The sequence below is a fragment of the Pseudomonas sp. MC6 genome (assembly GCF_054790575.1).
In genome coordinates, this window is the sequence record NZ_CP186504.1 from 1573151 (window position 1) to 1596847 (window position 23697).

Below are 23697 nucleotides of genomic sequence, written 5' to 3' on the forward strand. Positions count from 1 at the left end.
CGGTCATGTTACTCATTTCCAAGTGTTGCGGCGACCCGTCTGACGCCTTCGCGAGCAGGCTCGCTCCCACATTTTGAAATGCATTCCACCCTGTGGGAGCGAGCCTGCTCGCGAAGGCGGCTTTCCAGCCACTGCAAAATCTACTGTTGCCCACTCAACATCCAGCCAACAAATCTCTCCTCTACAAAACATCTATTCAACGCCGAACACCAATAAAACCAGGCATTCCAACCCTGGCACGCTTGCTGCTCTATCACCCACATCTCCGCAAATGTCCCGAGGACACGCCAATGAGTCAGCAAGCCGTTAAATTTGCCTACTGGGTGCCGAACGTCAGCGGTGGGCTGGTGGTCAGCAAGATCGAACAGCGCACTGATTGGGGCATCGACTACAACCGCAAACTGGCGCAGATCGCTGAGGCGGCCGGGTTCGAATACGCGCTGACGCAGATCCGCTTCACCGCCGGTTATGGTGCGGAGTTCCAGCACGAGTCCGTCGCATTCAGCCACGCCTTGCTCGCGGCCACCAGCAAACTCAAAGTGATCGCGGCGATCCTGCCCGGTCCTTGGCAACCAGCGCTGGCGGCCAAACAACTGGCGACGATCGATCAACTCACCAACGGCCGCATCGCGGTGAACATCGTCAGTGGCTGGTTCAAGGGCGAATTCCAGGCCATCGGCGAGCATTGGCTGGAGCACGACGAGCGTTATCGTCGTTCCGAAGAGTTCATCCGCTCACTGCGAGGCGTGTGGAGTGAGGACAACTTCACCTTTCGCGGCGACTTCTACCGCTTCGACAATTACAGTCTGAAACCGAAGCCGCTGGGCCGTCCGGAGATCTTTCAGGGCGGCAGTTCCCGTGCGGCGCGAGACATGGCGGCGCGGGTTTCGGACTGGTATTTCACCAATGGCAACAGCGTTGAAGGGATCAAGGCACAGGTTGACGATATTCGTCAGAAAGCGGCGGCGAATAATCATTCGGTGAAAGTTGGCGTCAACGCTTTTGTCATCGCCCGTGATACCGAAGAAGAGGCGCGGGCGGTACTTGCGCAGATCATCGATCAGGCGGATCCGGAAGCGGTAAACGCCTTTGGCGATGCGGCGAAACAAGCGGGCCGGGCATCGCCGGAGGGTGAGGGCAACTGGGCGAAATCGACGTTCGAGGATCTGGTGCAGTACAACGATGGCTTCAAGACCAATCTGATTGGTACGCCGCTGCAGATTGCCGAGCGGATTGTCGCGTTGAAGGCGGTGGGGGTGGATCTGGTGCTGGCGGGGTTTCTGCACTTTCAGGAAGAGGTGGAATATTTCGGGCGGCGGGTGTTGCCGCTGGTGCGCGAACTGGAGGCCGAGAAGACCGCCGCTGTCGCCTGAACCCCACAAATCCCCTGTAGGAGCAGCCTTCGGCAGCTCCTACAGGGTCGATTGTTACAGACCGAGGTCGGACAGGCTTGGATGATCATCCGGGCGCCGGCCCAGTGGCCAGTGGAACTTGCGTTCGCTCTCTTTGATCGGCATGTCGTTGATGCACGCATAGCGCTGGAACATCAGGCCTTGCTCGTCGAATTCCCAGTTTTCATTGCCGTAAGAGCGGAACCAGTTACCCGAATCATCGTGCCATTCATAGGCGTAGCGCACGGCGATGCGGGTATCCGAGTAGGCCCAGAGCTCCTTGATCAAGCGGTAGTCCAGTTCTTTCGCCCATTTACGGGTGAGGAAGGCCTTGGCTTCTTCGCGATTGTTGGCGAACTCGGCGCGGTTACGCCACTTGGTGTCGAGGGTGTAGGCCAGCGATACCCGTTCCGGGTCGCGGGAGTTCCAGCCATCCTCGGCCAAACGAACTTTTTCGATCGCCGATTCACGGTTGAAGGGCGGCAATGGCGGACGTACCTGGGCTGCAGTAGACATGTTCAGTCTCCCGATCTAATTAATAATTGAACAACAAGTCCGGCTTATTAAGGCGTTACAGGTCCAATAACTTTCGCGCCATGCATTGCGCATTATCGGCGGCACTGTGATCACCCATCACAAGCGCTACGGTAATGGCACCGTCAATCAGGATCAGCAGCTGTCTGGCCAGCAGTTGCGGATCTTCGGCGCCATGTTCGGTACACAGCTCGCACACGTAGTCGAGCAGCTTCTGTTTGTGTTCTTTGGCGACCAGGCGCACCGGGTCCTGTGGATCGCCGGTTTCGCCGCTGGTGTTGATGAATGCGCAGCCACGAAAGCCTTCGGAGGCGAACCAGCTCTTGAGCACGGTGAACAGGTTGAGCAGGCGATCGGCCGGGGTTTCGGCCTGATCGACGGCGCTCCTGTACCAATGCATCCAGCGCACGTCACGGCGTTGCAGGGCGGCGACGGTCAGCGCGTCCTTGTCGGCAAAGTAACGGTAGATACTTTTTCTGGAGACGCCGGCGGTTTTCACCAGAAGATCCATGCTGGTGGCAGCGATGCCACTTTTGTAGATCAGCTTTTCGGTGACATCCAGAATGATGTCTCGTGTGTCGTTGCTAGTGATTTCGTTCATGTGGCGAACAGTAGAACGATTGTTCTCCTTTGGCAATGGTTTTTTAGGATCAAAAGATCGCAGCCTTCGGCAGCTCCTACATTGGCCCGTGTAGGAGCTGCCGAAGGCTGCGATCTTTTGATCTCTTTACGGGCACTAACAAGACCCGAAGGATGCGATGGTGTAAGCTCTCGGGTTCTTCGGATTCGACCCATTGCGAGCCCTATGCCGTTGCTTTTCAAACGTTCCCTGCTGCCTAAACTGCGCAGCTTTCCGCTGACCGCCGAGGCCGTGACCATTCTGTCCGGCGCCGCCGAGTTCCGTCGTTGCCTGCTGGAAAAAATCGCCACGGCGACCCAGCGCATCTACATCGTCGCGCTGTATCTGCAGCAAGACGAAGCCGGTCAGGAAATCCTCGATGCTCTCCACGCGGCCAAGCTTAAGCGCCCCGAGCTGGAAATCGCCGTGGTCGTCGATTGGTTGCGTGCCCAGCGCGGGCTGATCGGCGCCGGAAAGCAGCCGGGCAACTCGGCGTGGTATCAGGAAATGACCCGCACGCACCAGAGCGAAGTGCCGGTGTACGGCGTGCCGGTGCAGACCCGCGAGTTGTTTGGTGTGCTGCATTTGAAAGGCTTCGTGATCGACGACTGCGTGGTCTACAGCGGCGCGAGCCTGAACAACGTTTACCTGCACAAGTTCGACAAGTACCGTTTCGACCGTTATCACGTCCTGCAAAGTCGCGAACTGGCCGATTCGATGCATCACTTGGTCAAGCACGGCCTGATCGAATCGAAAGCGGTCCATCGCCTCGATCTGCCAAACCTGCCGACTACGCGTAGCCTGCGCAACGACATCGGCGATCTGCGCAGCCGTCTCAAATACGCGACGTACGATACCGCCACCGGCAGCACGGCCAGAGAAGGCCTTTCAGTCACTCCGTTGCTCGGCGTCGGCAAGAACAACCCGTTGAACCGGGCGATTCTTGAGTTGATCGCCAGCGCGCAAAAGCAACTGACCATCTGCACGCCATACTTCAATCTGCCGCTGGGCGTGATCCGTGAGATCAACCGCGCGCTGGCCCGTGGCGTGAAGATCGATATCGTCGTCGGCGACAAGACCGCCAACGACTTCTATATCCCGCCGAGCGAGCCGTTCAAGGTGATCGCGGCGCTACCGTATCTGTACGAGATCAGCCTGCGCCGCTTTGCCAAACGGCACCAGCGCAATATCGACAGTGGTCAGTTGAACCTGCACTTGTGGCGTGATGGCGACAATACCTATCACCTCAAGGGCATGTGGATCGATCAGCGCTATACGTTGCTGACCGGCAACAACCTGAATCCACGGGCATTTCGCCTGGATCTGGAGAATGCGTTGTTGATCGATGACCCGAAGGGCGAATGGCTGGAGCCGCGGGCGAAGGAGCTGGAAGAGATTTTCCGCCATACCACGCGGATCGACGGCTTTCAGACTCTGGAGACGCTGCCGGAATACCCGGCCGGGGTGGCCAGGTTTCTCAAGCGCGTGAGTCGGGTGCGGATTGAGCGGTTGCTCTACCGGATCCTGTAAGGCTTAACATTTGTGGCGGTCATACAACCGCTATCGCGAGCAGGCTCACTCCTACAGGGGAACGCATTCCTAATGTAGGAGTGAGCCTGCTCGCGATAGGGCTTCAACAGGCGCTACAAAAAAATCAGTTGAGACCCAACTTGCCACGCAACGTGGACAGGTCTTCCGCCAGTGTATTCACCGGCCCGACCAGCGCTTTACGGTCGTTATCCTTCACCTTGTCATAAGTCTCGAAACCACCATCCTTGGTTTTGTACTTGGCCAGAATCTTGTCGACCGTGGCAAAGTTCTTGTCGACCTTCGCGACGAAAGCCTTGTCCTGCTTCTCGATCTGCGGACGGAACAGATCAACGATTTTCTTCGCGCCGTCAATGTTGCCCTGGAAGTCATACAGGTCGGTGTGGCTGTAGCGATCTTCTTCGCCGGAGATCTTGGTGGCGGCCACTTCTTCCAGCAGCGCAGCAGCACCGCCGACGACTTTCTCAGGCGGGAAGGTCAGACCGGCCACGCGAGTCTGCAGGTCTTTGACGTCGCTGTTGAGCTTGTCCGCCAGTTGGTTCAGGCCCTGAGTGCTTTTCTCCGAGAACAGCGAGTATTCGATGCGGTGGAAACCGGTGAAGTCATCCGCTTTCACGCCTTTCTCGTGGTCGTCGACGCGGGAGTCGATGGATGCATCGAGGTCACTGAACAGCTCGGCAATCGGCTCGATCGACTCGTAATAAACGCGGGTCGGTGCGTAGAGTTTTTGCGCGGTGGCCAGGTCGCCTTTCTTCACCGCATCGGTGAATTGCTGGGTGTGGCTGCCCAGTTCATCCAATTGTTCGGTAACGTAGATCTTGTAGTCCGACACCGGCCCGACCAGATCCAGCGGTGCCGTGGCGGCGAACGCCGACAGCGTGGTGTTGAGCAAACCTAGGGTCAGCAATAACGCGAGTGGCGTCTTTTTCATGGGGGCGGCTCCAGTGTTGGGATGTTGTTTCAGGCAGCAGTTTTTGGTTGTGTGGCGTTGAGCAGCGAGCGGCCGATGAAGTCCTTGTCGCCGGTGACACCCGGCAGGGTGAAGAAGTAGCCGCCGCCGACCGGTTTGAGGTATTCCTCCAGTGGTTCGCCGTTGAGGCGGGTCTGCACGGTGATGAAGCCTTTTTCCAGATCGGCCTGGTAACAGATGAACAACAGGCCCATGTCGAGCTGACCGTTCTTGTTCACGCCGTTGGAGTAGTTGAACGGCCGGCGCAGGATCAGGTTGGCGTCCTGCGTCGCGGCAGTGCGCGGGTTGGCCAGACGAATGTGCGCGTCGAGTTTGGTCAGCTTGCCGGCCGGGTCTTTGCTGTAATCCGGGACTTCGCTTTCATGCTGGCCACCCATCGGTGCCCCGGTAGTTTTGACCCGGCCAAGGATGCTTTCCTGTTCCTGCAACGGCGTGCGATCCCAACGCTCGACGAAGTTGCGGATGATCCGCACCGCTTGATAGCTGCCGTGCGCGGCCCAGGCCGGTTCGTCACTGCCCGGTTGCACCCACACCAGGCGATCCATGGCCTTGCTGTCGTTAGAGTCGGGGTTGGCCGAGCCATCACGGAAACCGAGAAAATTGCGCGCCGACTGTGCCGGCACACCGGGTTTCGCCGGGGCTTGCGGCGGCACGCTGCCTTCCTGCTTCCAGCGCACCAGCAGCAGGTCGGGCAGGTTTTTGACGATGTCGCGCAGGGCGTGAATATTGGTGTCAGCAGTGTTCGAACAGAACTGCAGGCTCAGGTCGCCATGGCAGCAATCGGCGTCCAGCGCGTCGTTGGGGAAACCGACCATGCGCATCAGTCGTTTGGGTTTAGCATCGGCCAGACCGAAGCGCTCGTCGAACAGTGACTCGCCGACAGAAACGGTGATGGTCAGGTTGTCCGGCGTCACGTTCGGGCCGAGGATGCCGGAATCCGGCGGCGGCAGTTTCGGATCGATCTGTGCGACCGGGCCACCCTTCATCAGAAACGCGATGCGTTCGTTGAGCGTGCGGAACAACCGCTCCAGATCTTCACGATCACTGGCCAATACGTCGAACGAAACCAGCATGCCCGAGGCCGGACGCGGGGTGACGATGCCGGTCTGGTGCACGCCGTGGAAATCGTGGCGGTCTTCGGTCTTGTCGCTGCTCGGTGCTTCGGTGACTTGCGCCGGCGCTGCGGCCATGGCCGGGCAGCTCAAGGCTGAACCGGCGAGGGCAACACCCGCGGCGCCCATGCCCATCAAGACACGGCGACGTTGCAGGTTAAGTGGTTCGATATCTTTCATCGGGAATTCGTCTTCTGCTTACAGGCCGGAGAGGCCGAGGGCGGGATCGATGCCATCCAATGCGTCGGCCAGGGCCTGGGCCTTGTCGGCAATCTGCTTGCGTTGCGCGCCGCTGACGGAGTCGTAGCTGGCGTAGCCGTCCTTGATCTTGTAGGCGTCGAGTTCGCTGTCGAAATCCGTCAGTGCCTTGTCGATTTTCGGCAGCAGGTCAGCGGCGGACTTGCTCAACATTGGCCGCAGCAGATCGACGACTTTGTGTGCGGTTTGCGCGTTGGCTGCAAAACCGTTGAGGTCGCTGTGGCTGTAGCGTTCTTCTTCACCGCTGGCGGCGCGGACGTCGGCCAGGGTGTTGAGGTTGCGCACGATGATGCTGACCAATTGCTCGGGTGGCAGGCTCTGCGCGAGCAATTGCTGTTTGAGTGTGGTGACATCGCTGAGCAGGCGCTTGGCGACCGGTGTCAGTTCGTCGAGTTTGCGTTGCTGGAACAGGGCGTATTCGACGCGGTGGAAACCGACGAACGCCGGATCCTCTTCGCGCTTTTCGAAGTAGTCGGCGCGGGCGTTGATGCTGTTGTCCAGTTCGGCGAGGCGCTGCGCGGCCGGGGCCAGACGTTGATAAGCCGCACGTGCCGGCAGGTACAGCGCCTGCGCCTGGCTCAAGTCGCCGCTTTCAATCGCTTGATCGAGCGCGGTCACGGCTTTGATCAGCGCGCTGCTCTGGCTGGCCAGGTACACACGGAACTCCGACAACGGCCCGACGAAGGTGACCATCGACGGTTTGGCCTTCGCGGCAGCATCAGAAGCGGCAGTCGGCGTCACATGCAGGGTGCCACGCGGATTGCTCAGCAGGCCGCAGGTGATCGCGTAATCGCCCGGTTGCAGGTTGGCATTGATCACCTGACTCAGGCCCGGCGCAATGTTTTCGCGCTCCTCAACGACGAGCACGCCGTCGAGAATTTCCCATTCCACCGCCCGGTCGGAGCGGTTGACGATGCGGAAACTGGCGCGACCGGCCGGCACTGTCAGCGCGTTCGGCTCGCATTTGCCCGGATGAATGTTCACCACCACTTCATCGTGATTGTGCTGACGCTTGGCCGCAGCCATTTTCGAGGCGTAATAAAACAGACCACCTGCGGCGATCATCACCACCACCGAACCGGCCACCGCCCAGCGCAAGGCGCGGGGAGGGGAGGCCTGAGGAGTATTAGGCTTTGACATGAATGCCCTTATTGGCTGGAAACAGAAGACGATTGAGCGGACGGCTTGGGCGCCGGCAGAAAGAACATCACCAGCGCGACGAGCAGATAGATCAGATACGCGCCGAGGGTGCTGACGGTCGGCGCATCCTGGTAACCGAACATGCCGGCCAGCACCGAGCCCAAGGGGCCGTCCATCGGCAGCGTCGCGCTGAAGTCGAACAGCACGGTTTGCAGGTGATTCCACAGCCCGGCTTCATGCAGGGCTTGCACGGAATTGGCGAGAATCCCGGCGGCGACCACCAGAATGAACAGGCCGGTCCACTTGAAGAACGCCGAAAGATTGAGACGCATGCTGCCGCTGTAGATCAGGAAGCCGACGATGATCGCCAGAATCAACCCGAGCAGGGCACCGATCGGCGCGCCCGGGCCTTCGCTCTGCTGGAACACCGCGAGCAGGAAGAACACCGTTTCCAGACCTTCCCGGGCGACAGCGAAAAACACCATGGCGATCAGCGCAATGACCTGATGCTTCGAAGAAGTCAGCGCGTGATCCAGCGAGGCTTGCAGCGAATGCTTGATCGAACGCGCGACTTTACGCATCCAGAACACCATGGAACTGAGAATGCCAACGGCCACCAGGCCGACGATGCCTTCGAACAGTTCTTGCTGTTTTTGCGGGAATTCGGCACTGACCAGTTCCAGGCCACCACCGACCAGCAGGGCGAGGGCGGCGGCGAGAAACACGCCGATCCACACGGCGGGCATCCATTGACCACGGCCGGTTTGCTGGAGGTAACTGGCGATAATGCCAACGATCAGCGCGGCTTCAATGCCTTCGCGCAGCATGATCAGAAAGGGAACGAGCATTCGGTATCCAACAAGTCATTCGAAGAGGTTACAAGTTGTAACATAATGACAACCATTCTCACATGACATTGATTGACATAAACCTGAACACAAGCTGAACAACCTGTTTTTTGCCCCAGCACAGAACCCTGTGGGAGCGAGCCTGCTCGCGATGGCGTCGTGTCAGTCAGCGCTGATTTTTCAGACCCACCGCTATCGCGAGCAGGCTCACTCCTACAGGGGGTTCGTGTTGAATTCGCCACCTGCGGTAAGATGCCTGCCACTCAAAACAACAAGGTTCACCGCGCTCCATGTCGGAAAAAGACACCATCGCTGTTCAACTGGTGCGTGAAGCACTGCTGCAAAGTTGTGCCCCGGGCGTGGCCACGGAAGAAGCCTTGAACAAGGTCGGGATTGATCCGGCGTTGCTGCAAACCGATCACGGTCGGGTACCGGCCTCGCAGTACGCGAAGCTATGGCGGTTATTGGCGCGCCGTGGCGATGACGAGTTCTTTGGTATGGACCCGCGCAAGCTCAAGTCCGGCAGCCTTGAATTCCTCTGTCGCAGTGCGATGGCGCAACCGACACTCGCAGCGGGTTTGAGCACGGGGTTGAGCTTTCTCTCACTGATGCTCGAACGTCTGCCTGCACAACTGGTGCACCAGCAAAGTCTGGCGGAAATCGTTCTGCTTGAAGACGATCCCGAACCACGCCGTGCCTTCAGCTATTTCACCTACTGGATGATCGTCCACGGCGTCGCGTGCTGGCTGGCCGGGCGACGGATACCGATTCTGGCGATTGAATTGCGCTGTGCGGCGCCGGACTTCACCGATGATTACCGGGTAATGTTCTCGGAAAACCTGCGTTTCGAGCGGCCACGGACACGGATGATTTTCTCCGCCGATTGCCTCGATCTGCCGATCAAGCGCAGTGCCGAGGAGTTGAAACGCTTTCTCGCCCACGCCCCGGCCAATATTCTGGTGAAGTACCGCGATCCGCAAAGTCTTGCCAGCCGGGTCAAGCAGGATCTACGGCAACTGCCCGCTGAACAATGGCCGGAAACCGAGGCACTGGCGCAACAGTTGTGCATGTCGGCCTCGACCTTGCGCCGGCGACTGGCGGAGGAAGGGCAGACCTATCAAGGCCTCAAGGACAGTGTGCGCAAGGAGTTGGCCATTGTCTGGCTGGCGGAACCTTCGATCAGTTTTGTCGAAATTGCCAGCCGCTTGGGATTTGCCGATGTCAGCTCATTTTATAAAGCGTTCCGCAAATGGGCGGGCTCCAATCCTGGTCACTACCGCAGCCTGATCCTCAGCCAGCCAGCCGAAGCTGGCTCGACCGAGGGAACAGTTACAGTTCTTTCACACTGACCAGCGAGGTGGTACCGGTACCGAACGTCGAAGCCTTGATGCGCAACTGCAAGTCATTCTTCGCACCGCGCAGGACATAGATATGATCCGTCAGCTTCGGGCTTTCGAGCTTGAACAGTTTCACACTGCCCTCTGGATAAAGCGTGGGGTCAAGTTCCAGTACCGCGTGGATCTTGTTGGCACGGGATGAAATGTTGTAGCGGTTTTTCCCGAACAGCGTCTCCGAAAGCTGCTGCAGAGGCATGGAATCCGGAGCGAGATCGGTCACATACAGTCCGACGATGTTGCGTTGCGGTCTGCCGTACGCATCGTTGGACGAATTGTCGATAAACGCGCTTCTTGTGGCTTTGATCGTCGCTAATTTATCCCGGTTCACGTAGTGATACAGTCGCTTGGGCAAGGGTTTGATTTCGGTTTCGATAACCGACGGAAACCCGCTACTGTCAGCGATTGCCCGCCGTGAAGGCCCCGGTGCCTCAGTGTTGGAATCATCATGGCCGCGCTTGCTTGGCGCGCCCCCTTTCAGGTGCATCCGGTTATCCACTGTCCATCGCCCCTGACCGTCGGAGATCAGGAAGGGGCCGGGCCGCTGGTAATCCACCGGGTCAATGATCAGCACCGGCCCTTCTTCAATCGAAACCCGAAAAAACTGACCTTCCACCAATGCATGCCATTTGTTGTTGTACCGATAAAGGCCTTTGTTGCGTCCTTGCGCCTCGGGTTCTCCGAGGTCTACCGGCTTTTCCATCGCGAAACTGTCGAGTATCGCTTGCTGCGCCCGGGAAAAGGATGAGCGCGGTGTCGCCAACGCGTTTTCGGTAATCGACAGGTCCACCTGTGGATGTTGCTCACTCGGTAAACTACGGTTTTCAAGGACCGGCACGTCGGGCGTAGCGGGGGCGGGACTTTCGACGGAATAGTCGAACACTTCCGGTTCGATCGACAGGTGCGGCACACTCTCGGCGTTTTGGGACCTCGTCGTGACGCGCCCGGCGTGCATGAGTACGGCCGCCAGGTTAAGCAACAGGTCAGCCACGGCGAACGACTTGTCCTGACCATCCGATTGCGACAGTGCCTCAAGATCGGCCTTGAGACTCACCGCCAATTGCACTAACCATCCGGCGGTGGCTGCCGGCCCGGTCACCAGCGGCAACAACGACTCGAATATCAACCAGCTCAGTGTTTTGAAGTGGGCCCAGCGACTTTCTGCATTGGACACTGATTGGCGGTCTGCCAACTCGACAAGCGCCCGGCTGTTCGCCTCATACAAGTGCTGAAATACATCGCCCTGCAGTGGGGACACGTTTTTCAGTTCCCAACGCAGGCGTATTTCGTTAGCGCCCAGCAGCCCGGTGTGCCTGACCACGGCTTGGTACCAGTCATGAATGCTCTTCTGCAGCGGGGCGTCGGACTGAATTGCCTGCTCCAGATGCCTGCGCGAAGGGTATTGAATCAACGAAGGGGAATAGAAGGGGCGATAGAGGATAACCGGAGCATCGCTCAGGTCGCCGGCAGCAATGACGAACATATTCAGAACTGATCCGAGCCGCAGGTGCAAGGGGCTGACGACGATCTGTCGAGCGGCGTCGCCATCAGCCAGCGCGATGATCAGACGTACACCGTCATCGTCAAAACCATGGGCGCCCGTCAGTTTTGCCTCTAGTGCCTGGAGCGGCAATTGATTGCGCAGGTGAACCGTGAACAGATTTTGTCGGGACGACGCCTCGGTACGATTATCAAGCAAATGCTGTTTCAGATACGCCGGGTAGGTACGGCCAATGTCCACCGACTGGATGAGACTCTTGACGTAATCGGGGGTCATCCACGCTGGTACATTACGCTGGTGCAAGCCATTGACGGTCATCGTGCCCCATGGCAGGCCGGCAAGATTCTCCAGCGCAAAATCGATGATGCCCAGCCTGATGGTTTCCACGCTTCCCCATCCACCGGGTACACCTCGCGCCACCTTGACGTTGAGTTCCATGTCATCAGGGTTTACCGGTTCATGCCCGTCATGGCTCATCTGATCGACGAGTGCTTGACTGGCAAAGTCGCGAATGGAATCCAGATCGGTGAAAAACGTCGCACCGTCGTACTCCAGATGAGTTGCCGCCATGGCCGATACATAGCGCCGATAAGTACGGCGATCACCAGAGTCTGCATTCTTTAGCCATTGCGGCAAATGCTGGTCGACATTTGCCGTTTGGTAAACATGCGGCTGTTTGCCGGCCAGCAGGCGAAGTGGATCGGTGATCTGGTCGAACAGTTGCTCAGCGCCCTCGAATATTTCGTTGACCGGAATCTGGATGCACTCAAGTTCCAACAGTTGCTGATCGATCAGGACCCGCACCAGCTCATCAAAAATATCCGCATCAGGCTCATAACGATCAACGCTCAGGGTGGTGAACTCCCAGCTTCGCTGCAAGTCTCGGGCAATATTCTGTATGCAGTCAGACTCGGATTCAAATCGCTCCCAGGCACCTGAAGATTGAATCAACACTGTTCCTGATTTGTCCGTAATCAACAGAGCAGGATAGATTAGCGAGAGATTATCAGCCTCGTTATTCAAGGTGATTTTCAACAGATAAGCCGGCGCCCGTAAATGCTCGTTAAAAATTTCTCGATGGTGTTTTTCTGATTTTATGACCAAGCCAGTCAAAGCAAAATAAAAGTCTTGATCTGACTGGTGAAGTAATTCATTGATGTTCGATGCGCAGGCATCTTTTACAACCTCAGCCAGCCACTGCCAACGCGTCATGCCGTTATCGGCTGGTTGCTGCCAATAATCCAGCAACTGTTGCTGCAACGCAGGAACCAGTGCTTGGCACAGTTCTTCCTGAGCCAGGTGGAATTCGGCGAGATCGATTGCAGAGTGGCTCTCGGCATTTACCGGAATGATCAGGTTTTCGTCGGCCAGAACAACACTGCGCCCTTCAGTGAAGGCCTGAATGAATGCATCCAGAAAAGGTACTGGTTCGGCGTCCAGAACAAAACGGGTATCACGATAAAATATCGAATCAAGCGTTAGTGAGCCCGATTCAAGACAGTGTTCCAGATAGTTTTCCAGTTGCGATCTGGCAACACTGCGTAACGTCGGGTGATTTTTGAATTGAGCGCGTATCGATTGTTCGAAAATAAAGCTTTTGTCATCAAATGAGTTTTCTTGGGGCGACACTGTGCGTTCCTTTTGGATCAAGATAGAAGTTGGGTGTTCGTCATCGCAAACTATCAAGGCATCCAACTTTCTACCACTGCATATAATTATCAACTTGTAAGTAAACGGTTGTACGCCAGTCAGGGTTGGCCAAACCAGTCAGCCACATTGATAGCTTTGACCATTGCCCCAGTCCCCGCACGGCGCGACTATCCCTGTGTTGTTTACGGTTCCCAGCCTAATAAAAAACAGAGGGATTCTGGCAATGCGCGATTACTTGTCTGCCACCGCACAGTTCAACTATCAGCACACCGTGGATGCCGCGCTCAGCGGTACGCTTGCGGCGCTCAACGCCTGCGTCGAATGCTGCGACCGCCATGCCTTGCCGGGGCGCATTGCGCTGTTCTGGGAAGGCCGCGATGGCGCCAGTGCGACGTACACTTTCTGCGAGCTGCAGGACAAAGCCGCGCGTTTCGCCAATTTCCTTCTCGCCCAGGGCGTGCAGAAGGGCGACAAGGTCGCCGGTCTGCTGCCACGCAACATCGAATTGCTCATCACTGTGCTCGCCACCTGGCGCATCGGCGCGGTGTATCAGCCGCTGTTTACCGCGTTCGGCCCAAAAGCCCTTGAACATCGCCTGAACAGCTCAGGCGCCAAAGTGGTGGTCACTGACGCGGTCAACCGGCCGAAACTCGCTGAAGTCGCCGATTGTCCGACACTCGTCACCGTTGGCGGCGCGAAAGGCCAGGGCATTGTCCGTGGCGACTTCAGTTTCTGGGCCGAACTGGCCAACCATTCCAGCGTCTGCGAACCGGTATCACTGAGCGGTGAAGACCCGTTTTTGCTGATGTTCACCTCAGGCACCACCGGCCCGTCGAAAGCGCTGTCGGTACCGCTCAAAGCCATCGTCGCGTTCCAGAGCTACACCCGTGATGCCGTCGATCTGCGCCCGGAAGATTCGTTCTGGAACGTCGCCGATCCGGGTTGGGCCTACGGCATTTATTTCGGCGTCACCGGCCCGTTGTCGATGGGGCACCCGATCACTTTTTACGATGGCCCGTTCACCCTCGAAAGCACCTGCCGGGTGATCAACAAATACGGCATCACCAACCTCACCGGTTCGCCAACCGCTTACCGCTTGCTGATTGCCGGCGGCGACGAGTTCGCCAACTCGATCAAAGGCAAATTGCGCATCGTCAGCAGTGCCGGCGAACCGCTGAACCCGGAAGTGATCCGCTGGTTCGCCGACAACCTCGACGTGGTCATTCATGACCATTACGGCCAGACCGAACTGGGCATGGTGCTGTGCAACCACCACGGCCTCGACCACGCGGTTCATCTCGGTGCGGCCGGTTTCGCCTCGCCTGGCCACCGCATTGTTGTGCTCGATGAGCAATACAAAGAACTTGGCGTCGGCCAGCCCGGCATTCTCGCCATCGACCGCCCGCAATCGCCGATGTGCTGGTTTGGCGGTTACGAAGGCGCGCCCACCAAGGCGTTCGTCGGCGATTACTACCTCAGTGGCGATACCGTGGAATGGAACCCGGACGGCAGCATCAGCTTCGTCGGCCGCAGCGACGACGTGATTACCACGTCGGGCTACCGCGTCGGTCCGTTTGATGTTGAAAGTGCATTGATTGAGCACCCGGCAGTGGTCGAAGCGGCGGTGGTCGGCAAACCCGATCCGGAGCGCACCGAACTGGTCAAAGCCTTCGTGGTGCTGAGCGCCCAATACCGCGCCGCGCCGGAGTTGGCCGAAGAATTGCGCCAACACGTGCGCAAACGTCTGGCCGCGCATTCATACCCGCGTGAAATCGAATTTGTCAGCGAATTGCCCAAGACCCCGAGTGGCAAATTGCAGCGCTTTATCTTGCGCAACCAGGAAATCGCCAAGGCTCAAGAGGCCGCGGCGCACAACGTTTCAGCTTGAACCGAAGGAAACAGTCATGCAGATCGAGAACAAGGTTTTTATCGTCACCGGTGGCGCGTCCGGCCTGGGTGCCGCTACCGCTGAATTGCTGGTCAGTGCCGGCGCCAAAGTGATGCTGGTGGACATGAATGCCGAAGCCGTCGCCGCTCAGGCTCAGCGTCTTGGCGCGCAAAGCGTGGTCGCCGACATCAGCAACGAAGCCGCCGCTGAAGCTGCCGTGCAGGCTACCGTCAAAGCCTTTGGCAGCCTCAACGGTCTGGTCAACTGCGCCGGTATCGTCCGTGGCGAGAAGATCCTCGGCAAGAGCGGCCCACATGCGCTGAGCAGCTTCGCGCAAGTGATCAACGTCAACCTGATCGGCAGCTTCAATATGCTGCGTCTGGCCGCTGCGGCCATCGCTGAATCCGAGGCAAACGCTGATGGCGAACGCGGTGTGATCATCAACACTGCATCTGTCGCGGCGTTCGACGGCCAGATCGGCCAAGCGGCGTACTCTGCTTCGAAAGGCGCGATCGCCAGCCTGACCCTGCCGGCTGCCCGTGAACTGGCGCGTTTCGGCATCCGCGTGATGACCATCGCCCCAGGCATTTTTGAAACGCCGATGATGGCCGGCATGACCCCGGAAGTCCGCGAGTCGCTGGCCGCCGGCGTACCGTTCCCGCCACGTCTGGGCAAGCCTGCCGAGTACGCCGCGCTGGTTCGGCATATCATCGAAAACAGCATGCTCAACGGCGAGGTGATCCGTCTCGACGGCGCCTTGCGCATGGCCGCCAAGTAAGGAGGATTTGTCATGACCATTTCCAACGATCCGATTGTTATCGTTAGCGCCGTGCGCACGCCCATGGGCGGTTTTCAGGGCGAGCTGAAAAGCCTCACTGCACCGCAACTCGGCGCTGCGGCGATCAAAGCCGCAGTGGAACGTGCCGGTGTCGCCAGCGACTCGGTCGATGAAGTGCTGTTCGGTTGTGTGCTGCCTGCCGGGCTCGGCCAGGCACCTGCACGTCAGGCTGCGCTGGGCGCCGGGCTGGATAAATCGACCCGTTGCACCACCGTCAACAAGATGTGCGGCTCGGGCATGGAAACCACCATTCTCGCTCACGACATGCTGTTGGCTGGCAGTGCCGATGTGGTGATCACCGGTGGCATGGAAAGCATGTCCAATTCGCCGTATCTGCTGGATCGCGCGCGCGCCGGTTACCGCATGGGCCATGGTCGCGTGCTTGACTCGATGTTCCTCGACGGCCTTGAAGACGCTTACGACAAGGGCCGCCTGATGGGCACCTTCGCCGAAGACTGCGCCGAGACCAACCACTTCAGTCGTGAAGCGCAGGATGCCTTTGCCATCGCCTCGACCACCCGCGCGCAGCAGGCGATCAAGGACGGCAGCTTCAAGGACGAAATCGTCCCGCTGACCGTGACCGTCGGCAAAGAGCAGGTACTGATCAGCCACGACGAGCAGCCACCGAAAGCCAAACTCGACAAAATCGCCTCGCTGAAACCGGCATTCCGTGAAGGCGGCACGGTGACGGCGGCGAACTCCAGTTCGATTTCTGACGGTGCGGCGGCGCTGGTGCTGATGCGTCAGTCGCAGGCGCAGAAACTCGGACTGAAACCGCTGGCGGTGATCCATGGCCACGCCGCGTTCGCTGATACTCCGGGCTTGTTCCCGGTGGCGCCGATTGGTGCGATCAAGAAACTGATCAAGAAAACCGGTTGGTCGCTGGGTGACGTCGATCTGTTCGAGGTCAACGAAGCGTTTGCCGTGGTCGGCATGGCGGCGATGACGCATCTGGAAATCCCCCATGACAAGTTGAATGTGCATGGTGGCGCCTGTGCCTTGGGTCACCCGATCGGTGCATCGGGGGCGCGGATTCTGGTGACGCTACTGTCGGCCCTGCGCCAGAGAAAGCACAAACGCGGCATCGCAGCGATCTGTATCGGCGGCGGCGAAGCCGCGGCCATGGCCGTGGAATGCCTTTACTGAGCCCAACACCAATCCCCTTGTAGGAGTGAGCCTGCTCGCGATAGCGTCTTTTCAGTCAATAATGATCTGTCTGATCCACCGCTATCGCGAGCAGGCTCACTCCTACAGGGAAAGCGGTGCGACTGATATTTAAGGATTCACCATGATTCCCAACGAAGACCAAACCCAGATCCGTGACATGGCCCGGCAGTTCGCCGAGGAACGACTCAAACCGTTCGCCGCCGAATGGGATCGCGAGCACTGTTTCCCCAAGGAAGCCATTGGTCATATGGCTGAGCTGGGCTTCTTCGGCATGCTCGTGCCGGAACAGTGGGGCGGCTGCGACACCGGTTACCTGGCGTACGCGATGGCCCTGGAAGAAATCGCCGCCGGCGACGGCGCCTGCTCGACGATCATGAGCGTGCACAACTCGGTCGGCTGCGTGCCGATCCTCAAGTTCGGCAACGACGATCAGCGCGAACGCTTCCTCAAACCCTTGGCCAGCGGCGCCATGCTCGGCGCATTTGCGCTGACCGAACCGCAAGCCGGTTCCGATGCCAGCAGCCTGAAAACCCGTGCACGGCTGGAAGGCGATCACTACGTGCTCAACGGCTGCAAACAGTTCATCACCTCCGGGCAAAACGCCGGGATCGTGATTGTGTTTGCGGTGACCGATCCGAGTGCCGGCAAACGCGGCATCAGCGCGTTTATCGTGCCGACCGATTCGCCGGGCTACAAAGTCGCTCGCGTCGAAGACAAACTCGGCCAGCACGCTTCCGACACCTGTCAGATTCTTTTCGAAGATGTGCAAGTGCCGGTGGCCAACCGCCTGGGTGAAGAGGGCGAGGGCTACAGAATCGCCTTGGCCAACCTTGAAGGCGGCCGTGTCGGCATCGCTTCGCAATCGGTGGGCATGGCCCGCGCGGCGTTTGAAGCGGCGCGTGATTACGCCCGTGAGCGCGACACCTTCGGCAAACCGATCATCGAGCATCAGGCCGTGGCATTCCGTTTGGCCGACATGGCCACGCAAATTGCCGTCGCCCGGCAGATGGTGCATTACGCGGCGGCCCTGCGTGACAGCGGCCAACCGGCGCTGGTCGAGGCCTCCATGGCGAAACTGTTCGCTTCGGAAATGGCCGAAAAGGTCTGTTCAATGGCGTTGCAAACGCTCGGTGGTTACGGTTACCTCAACGACTTCCCGCTGGAGCGCATCTACCGCGACGTGCGCGTCTGCCAGATCTACGAAGGCACCAGCGATATTCAGCGCATGGTCATTTCGCGCAATCTTTAAGAAGGAATTTTTATTCATGACGTACGAAACCATTCTGCTGGAAATCCATGGCCGCGTTGGCTTGATTACCCTCAACCGTCCGCAGGCGTTGAACGCGCTGAATGCGCAACTGGTCAGCGAAGTGAACCAGGCTCTTGATGCACTTGAAGCCGATGCGAACATCGGTTGCATCGTCCTCACGGGTTCGAAAAAGGCCTTCGCCGCCGGCGCCGACATCAAGGAAATGGCCGAACTGACTTACCCGCAGATCTACATGGACGACTTGTTCAGTGACAGCGATCGCGTGGCCAATCGCCGTAAGCCGATCATCGCCGCCGTTAACGGTTTTGCCCTCGGTGGTGGCTGTGAGCTGGCGTTGATGTGCGACTTCATTCTGGCTGGCGACAACGCCAGATTCGGCCAGCCGGAAATCAACCTCGGCGTGCTGCCGGGCATGGGCGGCACCCAGCGTCTGACCCGCGCCGTGGGTAAAGCGAAAGCCATGGAGATGTGCCTGAGCGGGCGCATGATCGATGCGGTGGAAGCCGAGCGTTGCGGCATCGTTGCGCGAATTGTACCGAGTGATGAGTTGTTGGACGAAGCGCTGAAAGTGGCGGCGGTGATTGCCAGCAAGTCGCTGCCGATTGCGATGATGGTCAAAGAGAGCGTGAATCGTGCCTTTGAAGTGAACCTGACTGAGGGCGTTCGCTTCGAGCGTCGGGTGTTCCATGCGGCGTTTGCCACGCAGGATCAGAAGGAAGGGATGGCGGCGTTTATTGCCAAGCGTGAGGCGGCATTCCAAGGCAAGTAATGCGGCAAAAGCGAAAAGCCCCTCACCCTAGCCCTCTCCCAGAGGGAGAGGGGACTGATTGGGGGATGCTTTAGATATACGCCGACCTGAAAGTGCTTTAATGAATCCATAATCGACACAATCTTCCAGGTCGATGTATAACGCCAGACACCTCGGTCGGCTCCCTCTCCCTCTGGGCGGTCCGACGTTTCGGGAGGGCTGGGGAGAGGGAAAGGGGCCAACACCATTACAACTGGTAGTTCTTCAGCTCCCGCGCAATCACCATCCGCTGAATCTCGCTCGAGCCTTCATAGATCTGGGTAATCCGCGCATCGCGGTAGTACTTCTCGACCGGATAATCCTCCAGATACCCATACCCGCCATGAATCTGAATCGCTGACGAGCAGACCTTCTCGGCCATTTCCGAAGCAAACAGCTTGGCCTGCGAAGCCTCGGACAAGCAAGGTTTGCCCGCCGTGCGCAGACGCGCTGCATGCAGGATCATCAGCCGCGCGGCGTTGATTTGCATGTGCATATCGGCCAGCAGGTTGGCGATGCTCTGGTGCTCATTGATCGGTTTGCCGAACTGGATGCGATCACGCGAATACACCAACGCCGCTTCAAATGCCGCACGAGCAATACCCAGCGCCTGAGCCGCGATACCGATACGTCCGCCTTCGAGGTTGGACAGGGCAATCGCCAGACCTTTACCGCGCTCACCCAGCAGATTGGCCTCGGGGATGCTGCAGTTATTCAGCGTCACCGCGCAGGTATCAGAAGCGCGGATGCCCATCTTGTGTTCGGTGCGATCGACGATAAAACCGGCGGTATCGGTCGGCACCAGAAACGCCGAAATACCTTTCTTGCCCAGATCCGGATCGGTCACCGCAAACACGATCGCCAGCTTCGCGCGTTTGCCATTGCTGACAAATTGCTTGGCGCCGTTGATCACCCACTGGCCGTCACGCAGTTCGGCGCGGGTGCGCAGGTTGTGCGCTTCGGAACCGGCCTGTGGTTCGGTCAGGCAGAAGCAGCCGATGGTTTTCCCGCTGGCCAGATCCGCCAGCCAGGTCTGTTTCTGTGCTTCGCTGCCGTAGTTGAGCACCGGGCCGCAGCCGACCGAGTTGTGGATGCTCATGAACGCGCCGGTCGCGCCGTCACCGGCGGAAATCTCTTCCACGGCCAAGGCGTAGGCGACGTAATCGACGTAGGTGCCGCCCCATTCCTCAGGCACCACCATGCCGAGCAAACCGAGTTCGCCCATTTTCGCGACGAGCGCATCGTCGATCCAGCCAGCCTTTTCCCAAGCCTGCGCGTGCGGTGCGATTTCGCCACGGGCAAAGTCCCGGGCCATGTCGCGGATCATCACTTGTTCTTCAGTCAGTTCGAGATCGTGCATGGCTCAGCTCCCGCTCTCAGGAAAACCGTGGAAGAAACTCGCGACATGCTCTGCGTCCAGCGCAGCGAGGGTCGGCGGGTTCCAGCGAGGTGTCTTGTCTTTGTCGATCAGCAGGGCGCGTACGCCTTCGATCAGGTCGCCACGGGCGAACCACTGACGATCCAGATGCAGCTCCAGCGCGAAGCAGTGCTCCAGACTCAAGTGTCGGCCACGACGGAGCATCTGCAGGGTAACGGCCATGGCCAACGGCGAGCGGGTTTCCAGCAAGTCTGCCGTGGTGGTCGCCCATTCGTGGCTGTCGGCGACGGTCACCGCGCGCAATTGCTCGACCATGCTCGGCACGTCCGGCAGGGCGAAAAAATGATCGATGGCCGGGCGCAAGGCTTCGAGCGGAGCATCGGGCAGGGTTTGCACGGCGTGTTTGGCCAGCAGGTTTTGCAGCGCCTTCAGCGGTGTCTCCTGCCATTCCATCTGATCGAATTTTTCGTCGAGCAGCGCCAGTTTGCTGCTGTCCAGGTACCAGTCGGCGAGCCCGCAATAAAGCGCATCGGCGGCACGGATCTGCACGCCGCTGACGCCCAGATAAATCCCCAGCTCACCGGGAATGCGCGGCAGGAAATAACTGCCACCGACATCGGGGAAATAACCGATGGCCACTTCCGGCATCGCCAGTCGGCTCTTCTCGGTGACCACGCGCAGATCGGCGCCTTGCACCAGGCCCATGCCGCCGCCGAGGACGAAACCGTCCATCAGCGCCAATACCGGTTTGCGGTAGTGATGAATCGTCAGGTCGAGGGCGTATTCCTCGACGAAGAAATCTTCGTGCAGCGTGTCGCCGCTTTTGAAACTGTCGTACAGCGAGCGAATGTCTCCACCGGCGCAGAAGGCTTTTTCACCGGCACCGCGCAGGACTACCGCGTGAACATCGGCGTCAGTCGCCCAGGCGTCGAGCTGCTGCTGCAGCAAACGCACCATGTCGAGGGTGATGGCATTAAGACCGGCGGGGCGGTTGAGGGTCAGGTGACCGATGTGGTTGCGAACCTCGGCCAGCACTTCGTTTTGCGTGGCATCCATGGACGGGGTCCGCGGGGATGAAGCCTGAGCTGTCATCAGTAACTCCCTGCTTTTATTGTCTTTATTCGAGAAGCTCGCGCGCGAGCGTTAGCCGATCGTAACAGTGCAAATTTGCCCTGTACAACCGGGATATTCGCAGGGGGAGTTTGCGTTTTTACCTTGGTCGAAAATGTGCGCGCTCATGTAGGAGCTGCCGCAGGCTGCGATCTTTTGACTTTGATTTTAAAGATCAAAAGATCGCAGCCTGCGGCAGCTCCTACACGGAGTCAGCGGAAGGTTTGGGTAATGCTGCGGCGCTTGGCGTGCAGTTCGCTGGCGTGGATCAGTTGTTCGAGGTCTTCAGGGGTGATGTCGATGAAGGCTTCCATGTCGGCCAACGCCAGTTTGAGGTCTTCAGCGGTGATCGCCTGACTGTCGACCGGGGCCACCAGCGGTGCCGGTTCAGCCGGACGTTTCGGATAACGAATCCGTGTCAGGTTGTTGTAGGCGAGGGCACTGAGCAGCATGCACGCCGCGCCGAGCATCACCGGTTCCATGGCTTTCCAGTCCAGGGCGATGGTCGCGGGATCCGCCAGCACCAGCGTCAGGGCCAACGCGCCAGCGGGCGGATGCAAGCAACGCAGCCAGCACATCAGAATCAGCGCCATGCCCGCCGCCAGACACGCGCTGCCAAGGGTCCGGCCGAGCACGTGAGCGACCAGCAATGCGACAACGCCGGCACATAAATACCCGCCGAGAATCGACCACGGCTGAGCGAGAGCACCGGAGGACACGGCAAATAGCAGCACGGCCGAGGCGCCCAGCGGACCGATCAGGTGATAGGCGACTTCATGGCCGAATACTTGTGCACACAACCACACACTGAACAACGTGCCCAAGGCCATGCCGATGGCGGCGCGGCTCCATTCGGTCGGGCGGGTATTGATGGCGGCGGGCAACCAGCGAGCGAGCATGTGAATCCGATCCTTGCAGCAAATTCGAGGCAAAAAAAAGGACTTGTCCGGCATATCCGGAAAGCCCTCGAAGCGTTCCAACATTGGGGGAGGAACGTGCACAGTGTGCCGGGCAAACTCGATGCTGACAAATTCATATTAATGCATATTTAGTGCATTAATTTTGTATTGAAGCGACGCGGCGGCCACTCACAAAGCATAAATAGCCGCCCACCGCCGCCAGTGCGCTCAAGGCGTAGAACATGCTCGGCGCGGGTGTGTGCATCAGCAGAAACCCGCACATCACCGGGCTCGCCGCACCGCCCAGCGCTGCGAGGTTCTGCGCGCCGTAATAGCTGCCGCGCAGTTCTTCCGGGGCGAGGGTGTCGACAAACAGAAAGTCGGCCGGGTAAATGATCATCTCGCCCAAGGTGAAGATGAACATCGCCACGCACCAACCGACCAGACTGTCGGCCAGACTGAAGCCGATCAGGCCGATGATGAACAACGCGGTACCGCCGGCGATCCAGTGGCGCAGGTGCTCCCGGGTGAGTAATCGGCCGACTTGGTACTGCAACAGAATCACCGTGACCGCGTTGCAGGCGAGCAGGGCGGCCATGGTGTCCAGCGTTTGTTGCTGGGTGTGGGTCACCAGCAGGTATTGCGACAGGTACAGGGTGAAACGCCCGTGCACCAGCGTGCTGAGCAGGCAACCCAGAGTGAACAGAATCATCGTGCGGTCGTTTTTCAGGATGATCAGGGTTTTCAGAAAACTTTGTGGCTGAGCGACCGCGGCGACCGGGTTCACTTCGCGCGCGGCACCGAACAGCAGAAAAATGCTGCCGATGGCAATCGCGCCCGCGACGATAAACGGCGCTGACGGCTGAACGCCGGCAATCACCACGCCAATCATCGGGCCGACGGCGTAACCGATGTTGGTCAGCGTGTAGTTCAGGGAAAACGCCTTGACCCGCTGGCCCACCGGCAGGTTTTCACTGAGGATGGCTTTAGAGCAGATGAGGAACAGCGCCGACGCCGTTTCGCTGATGATCAGCACCAGGGTGACCAGATACAGATTCTGCGCGAAGGTCAGCAGGATCAGACCGATACCGCTGGAAAGCATGGTCAGGATCAGCAACTGGCGTTTGTCGAGCCGATCAATGATGTAACCGCCGTACAGCGACAACAACGTGGCGCTGAACACCGCAATGCCCAGCAGCAGACCGACATCTTGCGGGTTGAGGCCGAGCTTGTTGCTGAGGAACAGCGTCAGCAGTGGGCTGATCAGGGCGCGGCTGATGACGACGGTCAGCGAGCTGATCATCAACCGGCGGATGAGGCGCGAGTAGGTGGCCACGAAGGGTCAATGTCCTTATTTCAAATGCCTGGCGGGGGTACGCCATCCTTACCGGGCGG

Annotated in this window: 19 protein-coding genes; 8 read left to right on the top strand and 11 right to left on the bottom strand. The window is 58.9% G+C overall.

Annotated features, from left to right (window positions below; genetic code table 11):
- Nucleotides 1-290: 290 nt before the first annotated feature.
- Entirely contained in the window at nt 291-1373 is a 1083-nt protein-coding gene (gene sfnG, locus ACOYXE_RS07120) for a dimethylsulfone monooxygenase SfnG (protein ID WP_405123719.1), read from the top strand.
- 54 nt (nt 1374-1427) lie between these two features.
- On the opposite strand, the gene ACOYXE_RS07125 is transcribed toward sfnG, so the two are convergent.
- Entirely contained in the window at nt 1428-1907 is a 480-nt protein-coding gene (locus ACOYXE_RS07125; RefSeq protein ID WP_038361256.1) for a nuclear transport factor 2 family protein, read from the bottom strand.
- A gap of 55 nt (nt 1908-1962) precedes the next feature.
- Complete coding sequence (locus ACOYXE_RS07130) at nt 1963-2526, bottom strand: TetR/AcrR family transcriptional regulator (RefSeq protein ID WP_150792674.1); 564 nt, start codon at nt 2524-2526, stop codon at nt 1963-1965.
- A gap of 204 nt (nt 2527-2730) precedes the next feature.
- Here ACOYXE_RS07130 and pssA point away from each other — a divergent pair, with 204 nt between their 5' ends.
- A complete protein-coding gene (gene pssA, locus ACOYXE_RS07135; RefSeq protein ID WP_160057957.1) occupies nt 2731-4074 on the top strand; it encodes a CDP-diacylglycerol--serine O-phosphatidyltransferase in 1344 nt (447 codons plus the stop codon).
- A gap of 124 nt (nt 4075-4198) precedes the next feature.
- On the opposite strand, the gene efeO (ACOYXE_RS07140) is transcribed toward pssA, so the two are convergent.
- From efeO (ACOYXE_RS07140) to efeU, 4 genes are read right to left on the bottom strand one after another with little or no spacing between them, the layout of a single operon-like run.
- Nucleotides 4199-5023 carry an iron uptake system protein EfeO gene (efeO, locus tag ACOYXE_RS07140; protein ID WP_460928381.1) on the bottom strand — a complete coding sequence of 275 codons (825 nt, stop codon included), beginning with the start codon at nt 5021-5023 and terminating at the stop codon, nt 4199-4201.
- 29 nt (nt 5024-5052) lie between these two features.
- A complete protein-coding gene (efeB, locus tag ACOYXE_RS07145; protein WP_460928383.1) occupies nt 5053-6354 on the bottom strand; it encodes an iron uptake transporter deferrochelatase/peroxidase subunit in 1302 nt (433 codons plus the stop codon).
- 18 nt (nt 6355-6372) lie between these two features.
- Complete coding sequence (efeO, locus tag ACOYXE_RS07150) at nt 6373-7572, bottom strand: iron uptake system protein EfeO (RefSeq protein WP_405123721.1); 1200 nt, start codon at nt 7570-7572, stop codon at nt 6373-6375.
- A gap of 8 nt (nt 7573-7580) precedes the next feature.
- Nucleotides 7581-8420, bottom strand: a complete 840-nt coding sequence (gene efeU, locus ACOYXE_RS07155; RefSeq protein WP_405123722.1) for an iron uptake transporter permease EfeU — start codon at nt 8418-8420, stop codon at nt 7581-7583.
- Between the two features lie 290 nt (nt 8421-8710).
- On the opposite strand from efeU, the gene ACOYXE_RS07160 reads away from it, so the two are divergent.
- A complete protein-coding gene (locus tag ACOYXE_RS07160) occupies nt 8711-9769 on the top strand; it encodes an AraC family transcriptional regulator (RefSeq protein ID WP_460928385.1) in 1059 nt (352 codons plus the stop codon).
- On the opposite strand, the gene ACOYXE_RS07165 is transcribed toward ACOYXE_RS07160, so the two are convergent.
- Complete coding sequence (locus ACOYXE_RS07165) at nt 9750-12944, bottom strand: dermonecrotic toxin domain-containing protein (protein WP_460928387.1); 3195 nt, start codon at nt 12942-12944, stop codon at nt 9750-9752. The two genes, ACOYXE_RS07160 and ACOYXE_RS07165, sit on opposite strands and share 20 nt — an antisense overlap.
- Nucleotides 12945-13188: 244 nt before the next feature.
- Here ACOYXE_RS07165 and ACOYXE_RS07170 point away from each other — a divergent pair, with 244 nt between their 5' ends.
- The 5 genes from ACOYXE_RS07170 (at nt 13189) to ACOYXE_RS07190 (ending at nt 18897) form a co-directional block, all read left to right on the top strand.
- Nucleotides 13189-14853, top strand: coding sequence for an AMP-binding protein (locus ACOYXE_RS07170; RefSeq protein WP_160057950.1), 1665 nt, complete (start codon nt 13189-13191; stop codon nt 14851-14853).
- Between the two features lie 16 nt (nt 14854-14869).
- Nucleotides 14870-15631: an SDR family NAD(P)-dependent oxidoreductase gene (locus tag ACOYXE_RS07175; protein ID WP_160057949.1), complete on the top strand. Its 762-nt coding sequence runs from the start codon at nt 14870-14872 to the stop codon at nt 15629-15631.
- 12 nt (nt 15632-15643) lie between these two features.
- Nucleotides 15644-16837: an acetyl-CoA C-acyltransferase gene (locus ACOYXE_RS07180; protein ID WP_460928390.1), complete on the top strand. Its 1194-nt coding sequence runs from the start codon at nt 15644-15646 to the stop codon at nt 16835-16837.
- A 142-nt stretch (nt 16838-16979) separates the two neighbouring features.
- Nucleotides 16980-18107 (top strand): acyl-CoA dehydrogenase, encoded by a 1128-nt coding sequence (locus tag ACOYXE_RS07185; RefSeq protein WP_160057947.1) that lies wholly within the window; start codon nt 16980-16982, stop codon nt 18105-18107.
- 16 nt (nt 18108-18123) lie between these two features.
- Nucleotides 18124-18897 (top strand): enoyl-CoA hydratase, encoded by a 774-nt coding sequence (locus tag ACOYXE_RS07190; RefSeq protein WP_160057946.1) that lies wholly within the window; start codon nt 18124-18126, stop codon nt 18895-18897.
- 226 nt (nt 18898-19123) lie between these two features.
- Here the strand turns inward: ACOYXE_RS07190 and ACOYXE_RS07195 are convergent, their stop codons facing one another.
- From ACOYXE_RS07195 to ACOYXE_RS07210, 4 genes are all read right to left on the bottom strand, one after another.
- On the bottom strand, nt 19124-20275 hold the full coding sequence (locus ACOYXE_RS07195; RefSeq protein WP_064390160.1) for an acyl-CoA dehydrogenase family protein: 1152 nt from the start codon (nt 20273-20275) through the stop codon (nt 19124-19126).
- 3 nt (nt 20276-20278) lie between these two features.
- On the bottom strand, nt 20279-21385 hold the full coding sequence (locus ACOYXE_RS07200; RefSeq protein WP_460928393.1) for an enoyl-CoA hydratase/isomerase family protein: 1107 nt from the start codon (nt 21383-21385) through the stop codon (nt 20279-20281).
- 230 nt (nt 21386-21615) lie between these two features.
- Entirely contained in the window at nt 21616-22302 is a 687-nt protein-coding gene (locus tag ACOYXE_RS07205) for an HPP family protein (RefSeq protein WP_160057944.1), read from the bottom strand.
- Nucleotides 22303-22459: 157 nt separating this feature from the next.
- A complete protein-coding gene (locus ACOYXE_RS07210) occupies nt 22460-23638 on the bottom strand; it encodes an MFS transporter (RefSeq protein ID WP_160057943.1) in 1179 nt (392 codons plus the stop codon).
- Nucleotides 23639-23697 lie beyond the last annotated feature (59 nt).

Excerpts from the sequence above, each read along its gene's own strand:
- ACOYXE_RS07170 (WP_160057950.1), top strand. The coding sequence starts at position 13,189 with ATGCGCGATTACTTGTCTGCCACCGCACAGTTCAACTATCAGCACACC.
- ACOYXE_RS07125 (WP_038361256.1), bottom strand. The coding sequence starts at position 1,907 with ATGTCTACTGCAGCCCAGGTACGTCCGCCATTGCCGCCCTTCAACCGT.
- ACOYXE_RS07200 (WP_460928393.1), bottom strand. The coding sequence starts at position 21,385 with ATGACAGCTCAGGCTTCATCCCCGCGGACCCCGTCCATGGATGCCACG.
- pssA (WP_160057957.1), top strand. The coding sequence starts at position 2,731 with ATGCCGTTGCTTTTCAAACGTTCCCTGCTGCCTAAACTGCGCAGCTTT.
- ACOYXE_RS07180 (WP_460928390.1), top strand. The coding sequence starts at position 15,644 with ATGACCATTTCCAACGATCCGATTGTTATCGTTAGCGCCGTGCGCACG.
- efeO (WP_405123721.1), bottom strand. The coding sequence starts at position 7,572 with ATGTCAAAGCCTAATACTCCTCAGGCCTCCCCTCCCCGCGCCTTGCGC.
- ACOYXE_RS07190 (WP_160057946.1), top strand. The coding sequence starts at position 18,124 with ATGACGTACGAAACCATTCTGCTGGAAATCCATGGCCGCGTTGGCTTG.
- sfnG (WP_405123719.1), top strand. The coding sequence starts at position 291 with ATGAGTCAGCAAGCCGTTAAATTTGCCTACTGGGTGCCGAACGTCAGC.
- ACOYXE_RS07130 (WP_150792674.1), bottom strand. The coding sequence starts at position 2,526 with ATGAACGAAATCACTAGCAACGACACACGAGACATCATTCTGGATGTC.
- ACOYXE_RS07175 (WP_160057949.1), top strand. The coding sequence starts at position 14,870 with ATGCAGATCGAGAACAAGGTTTTTATCGTCACCGGTGGCGCGTCCGGC.
- efeB (WP_460928383.1), bottom strand. The coding sequence starts at position 6,354 with ATGAAAGATATCGAACCACTTAACCTGCAACGTCGCCGTGTCTTGATG.
- efeO (WP_460928381.1), bottom strand. The coding sequence starts at position 5,023 with ATGAAAAAGACGCCACTCGCGTTATTGCTGACCCTAGGTTTGCTCAAC.
- ACOYXE_RS07195 (WP_064390160.1), bottom strand. The coding sequence starts at position 20,275 with ATGCACGATCTCGAACTGACTGAAGAACAAGTGATGATCCGCGACATG.
- efeU (WP_405123722.1), bottom strand. The coding sequence starts at position 8,420 with ATGCTCGTTCCCTTTCTGATCATGCTGCGCGAAGGCATTGAAGCCGCG.
- ACOYXE_RS07205 (WP_160057944.1), bottom strand. The coding sequence starts at position 22,302 with ATGCTCGCTCGCTGGTTGCCCGCCGCCATCAATACCCGCCCGACCGAA.
- ACOYXE_RS07160 (WP_460928385.1), top strand. The coding sequence starts at position 8,711 with ATGTCGGAAAAAGACACCATCGCTGTTCAACTGGTGCGTGAAGCACTG.
- ACOYXE_RS07185 (WP_160057947.1), top strand. The coding sequence starts at position 16,980 with ATGATTCCCAACGAAGACCAAACCCAGATCCGTGACATGGCCCGGCAG.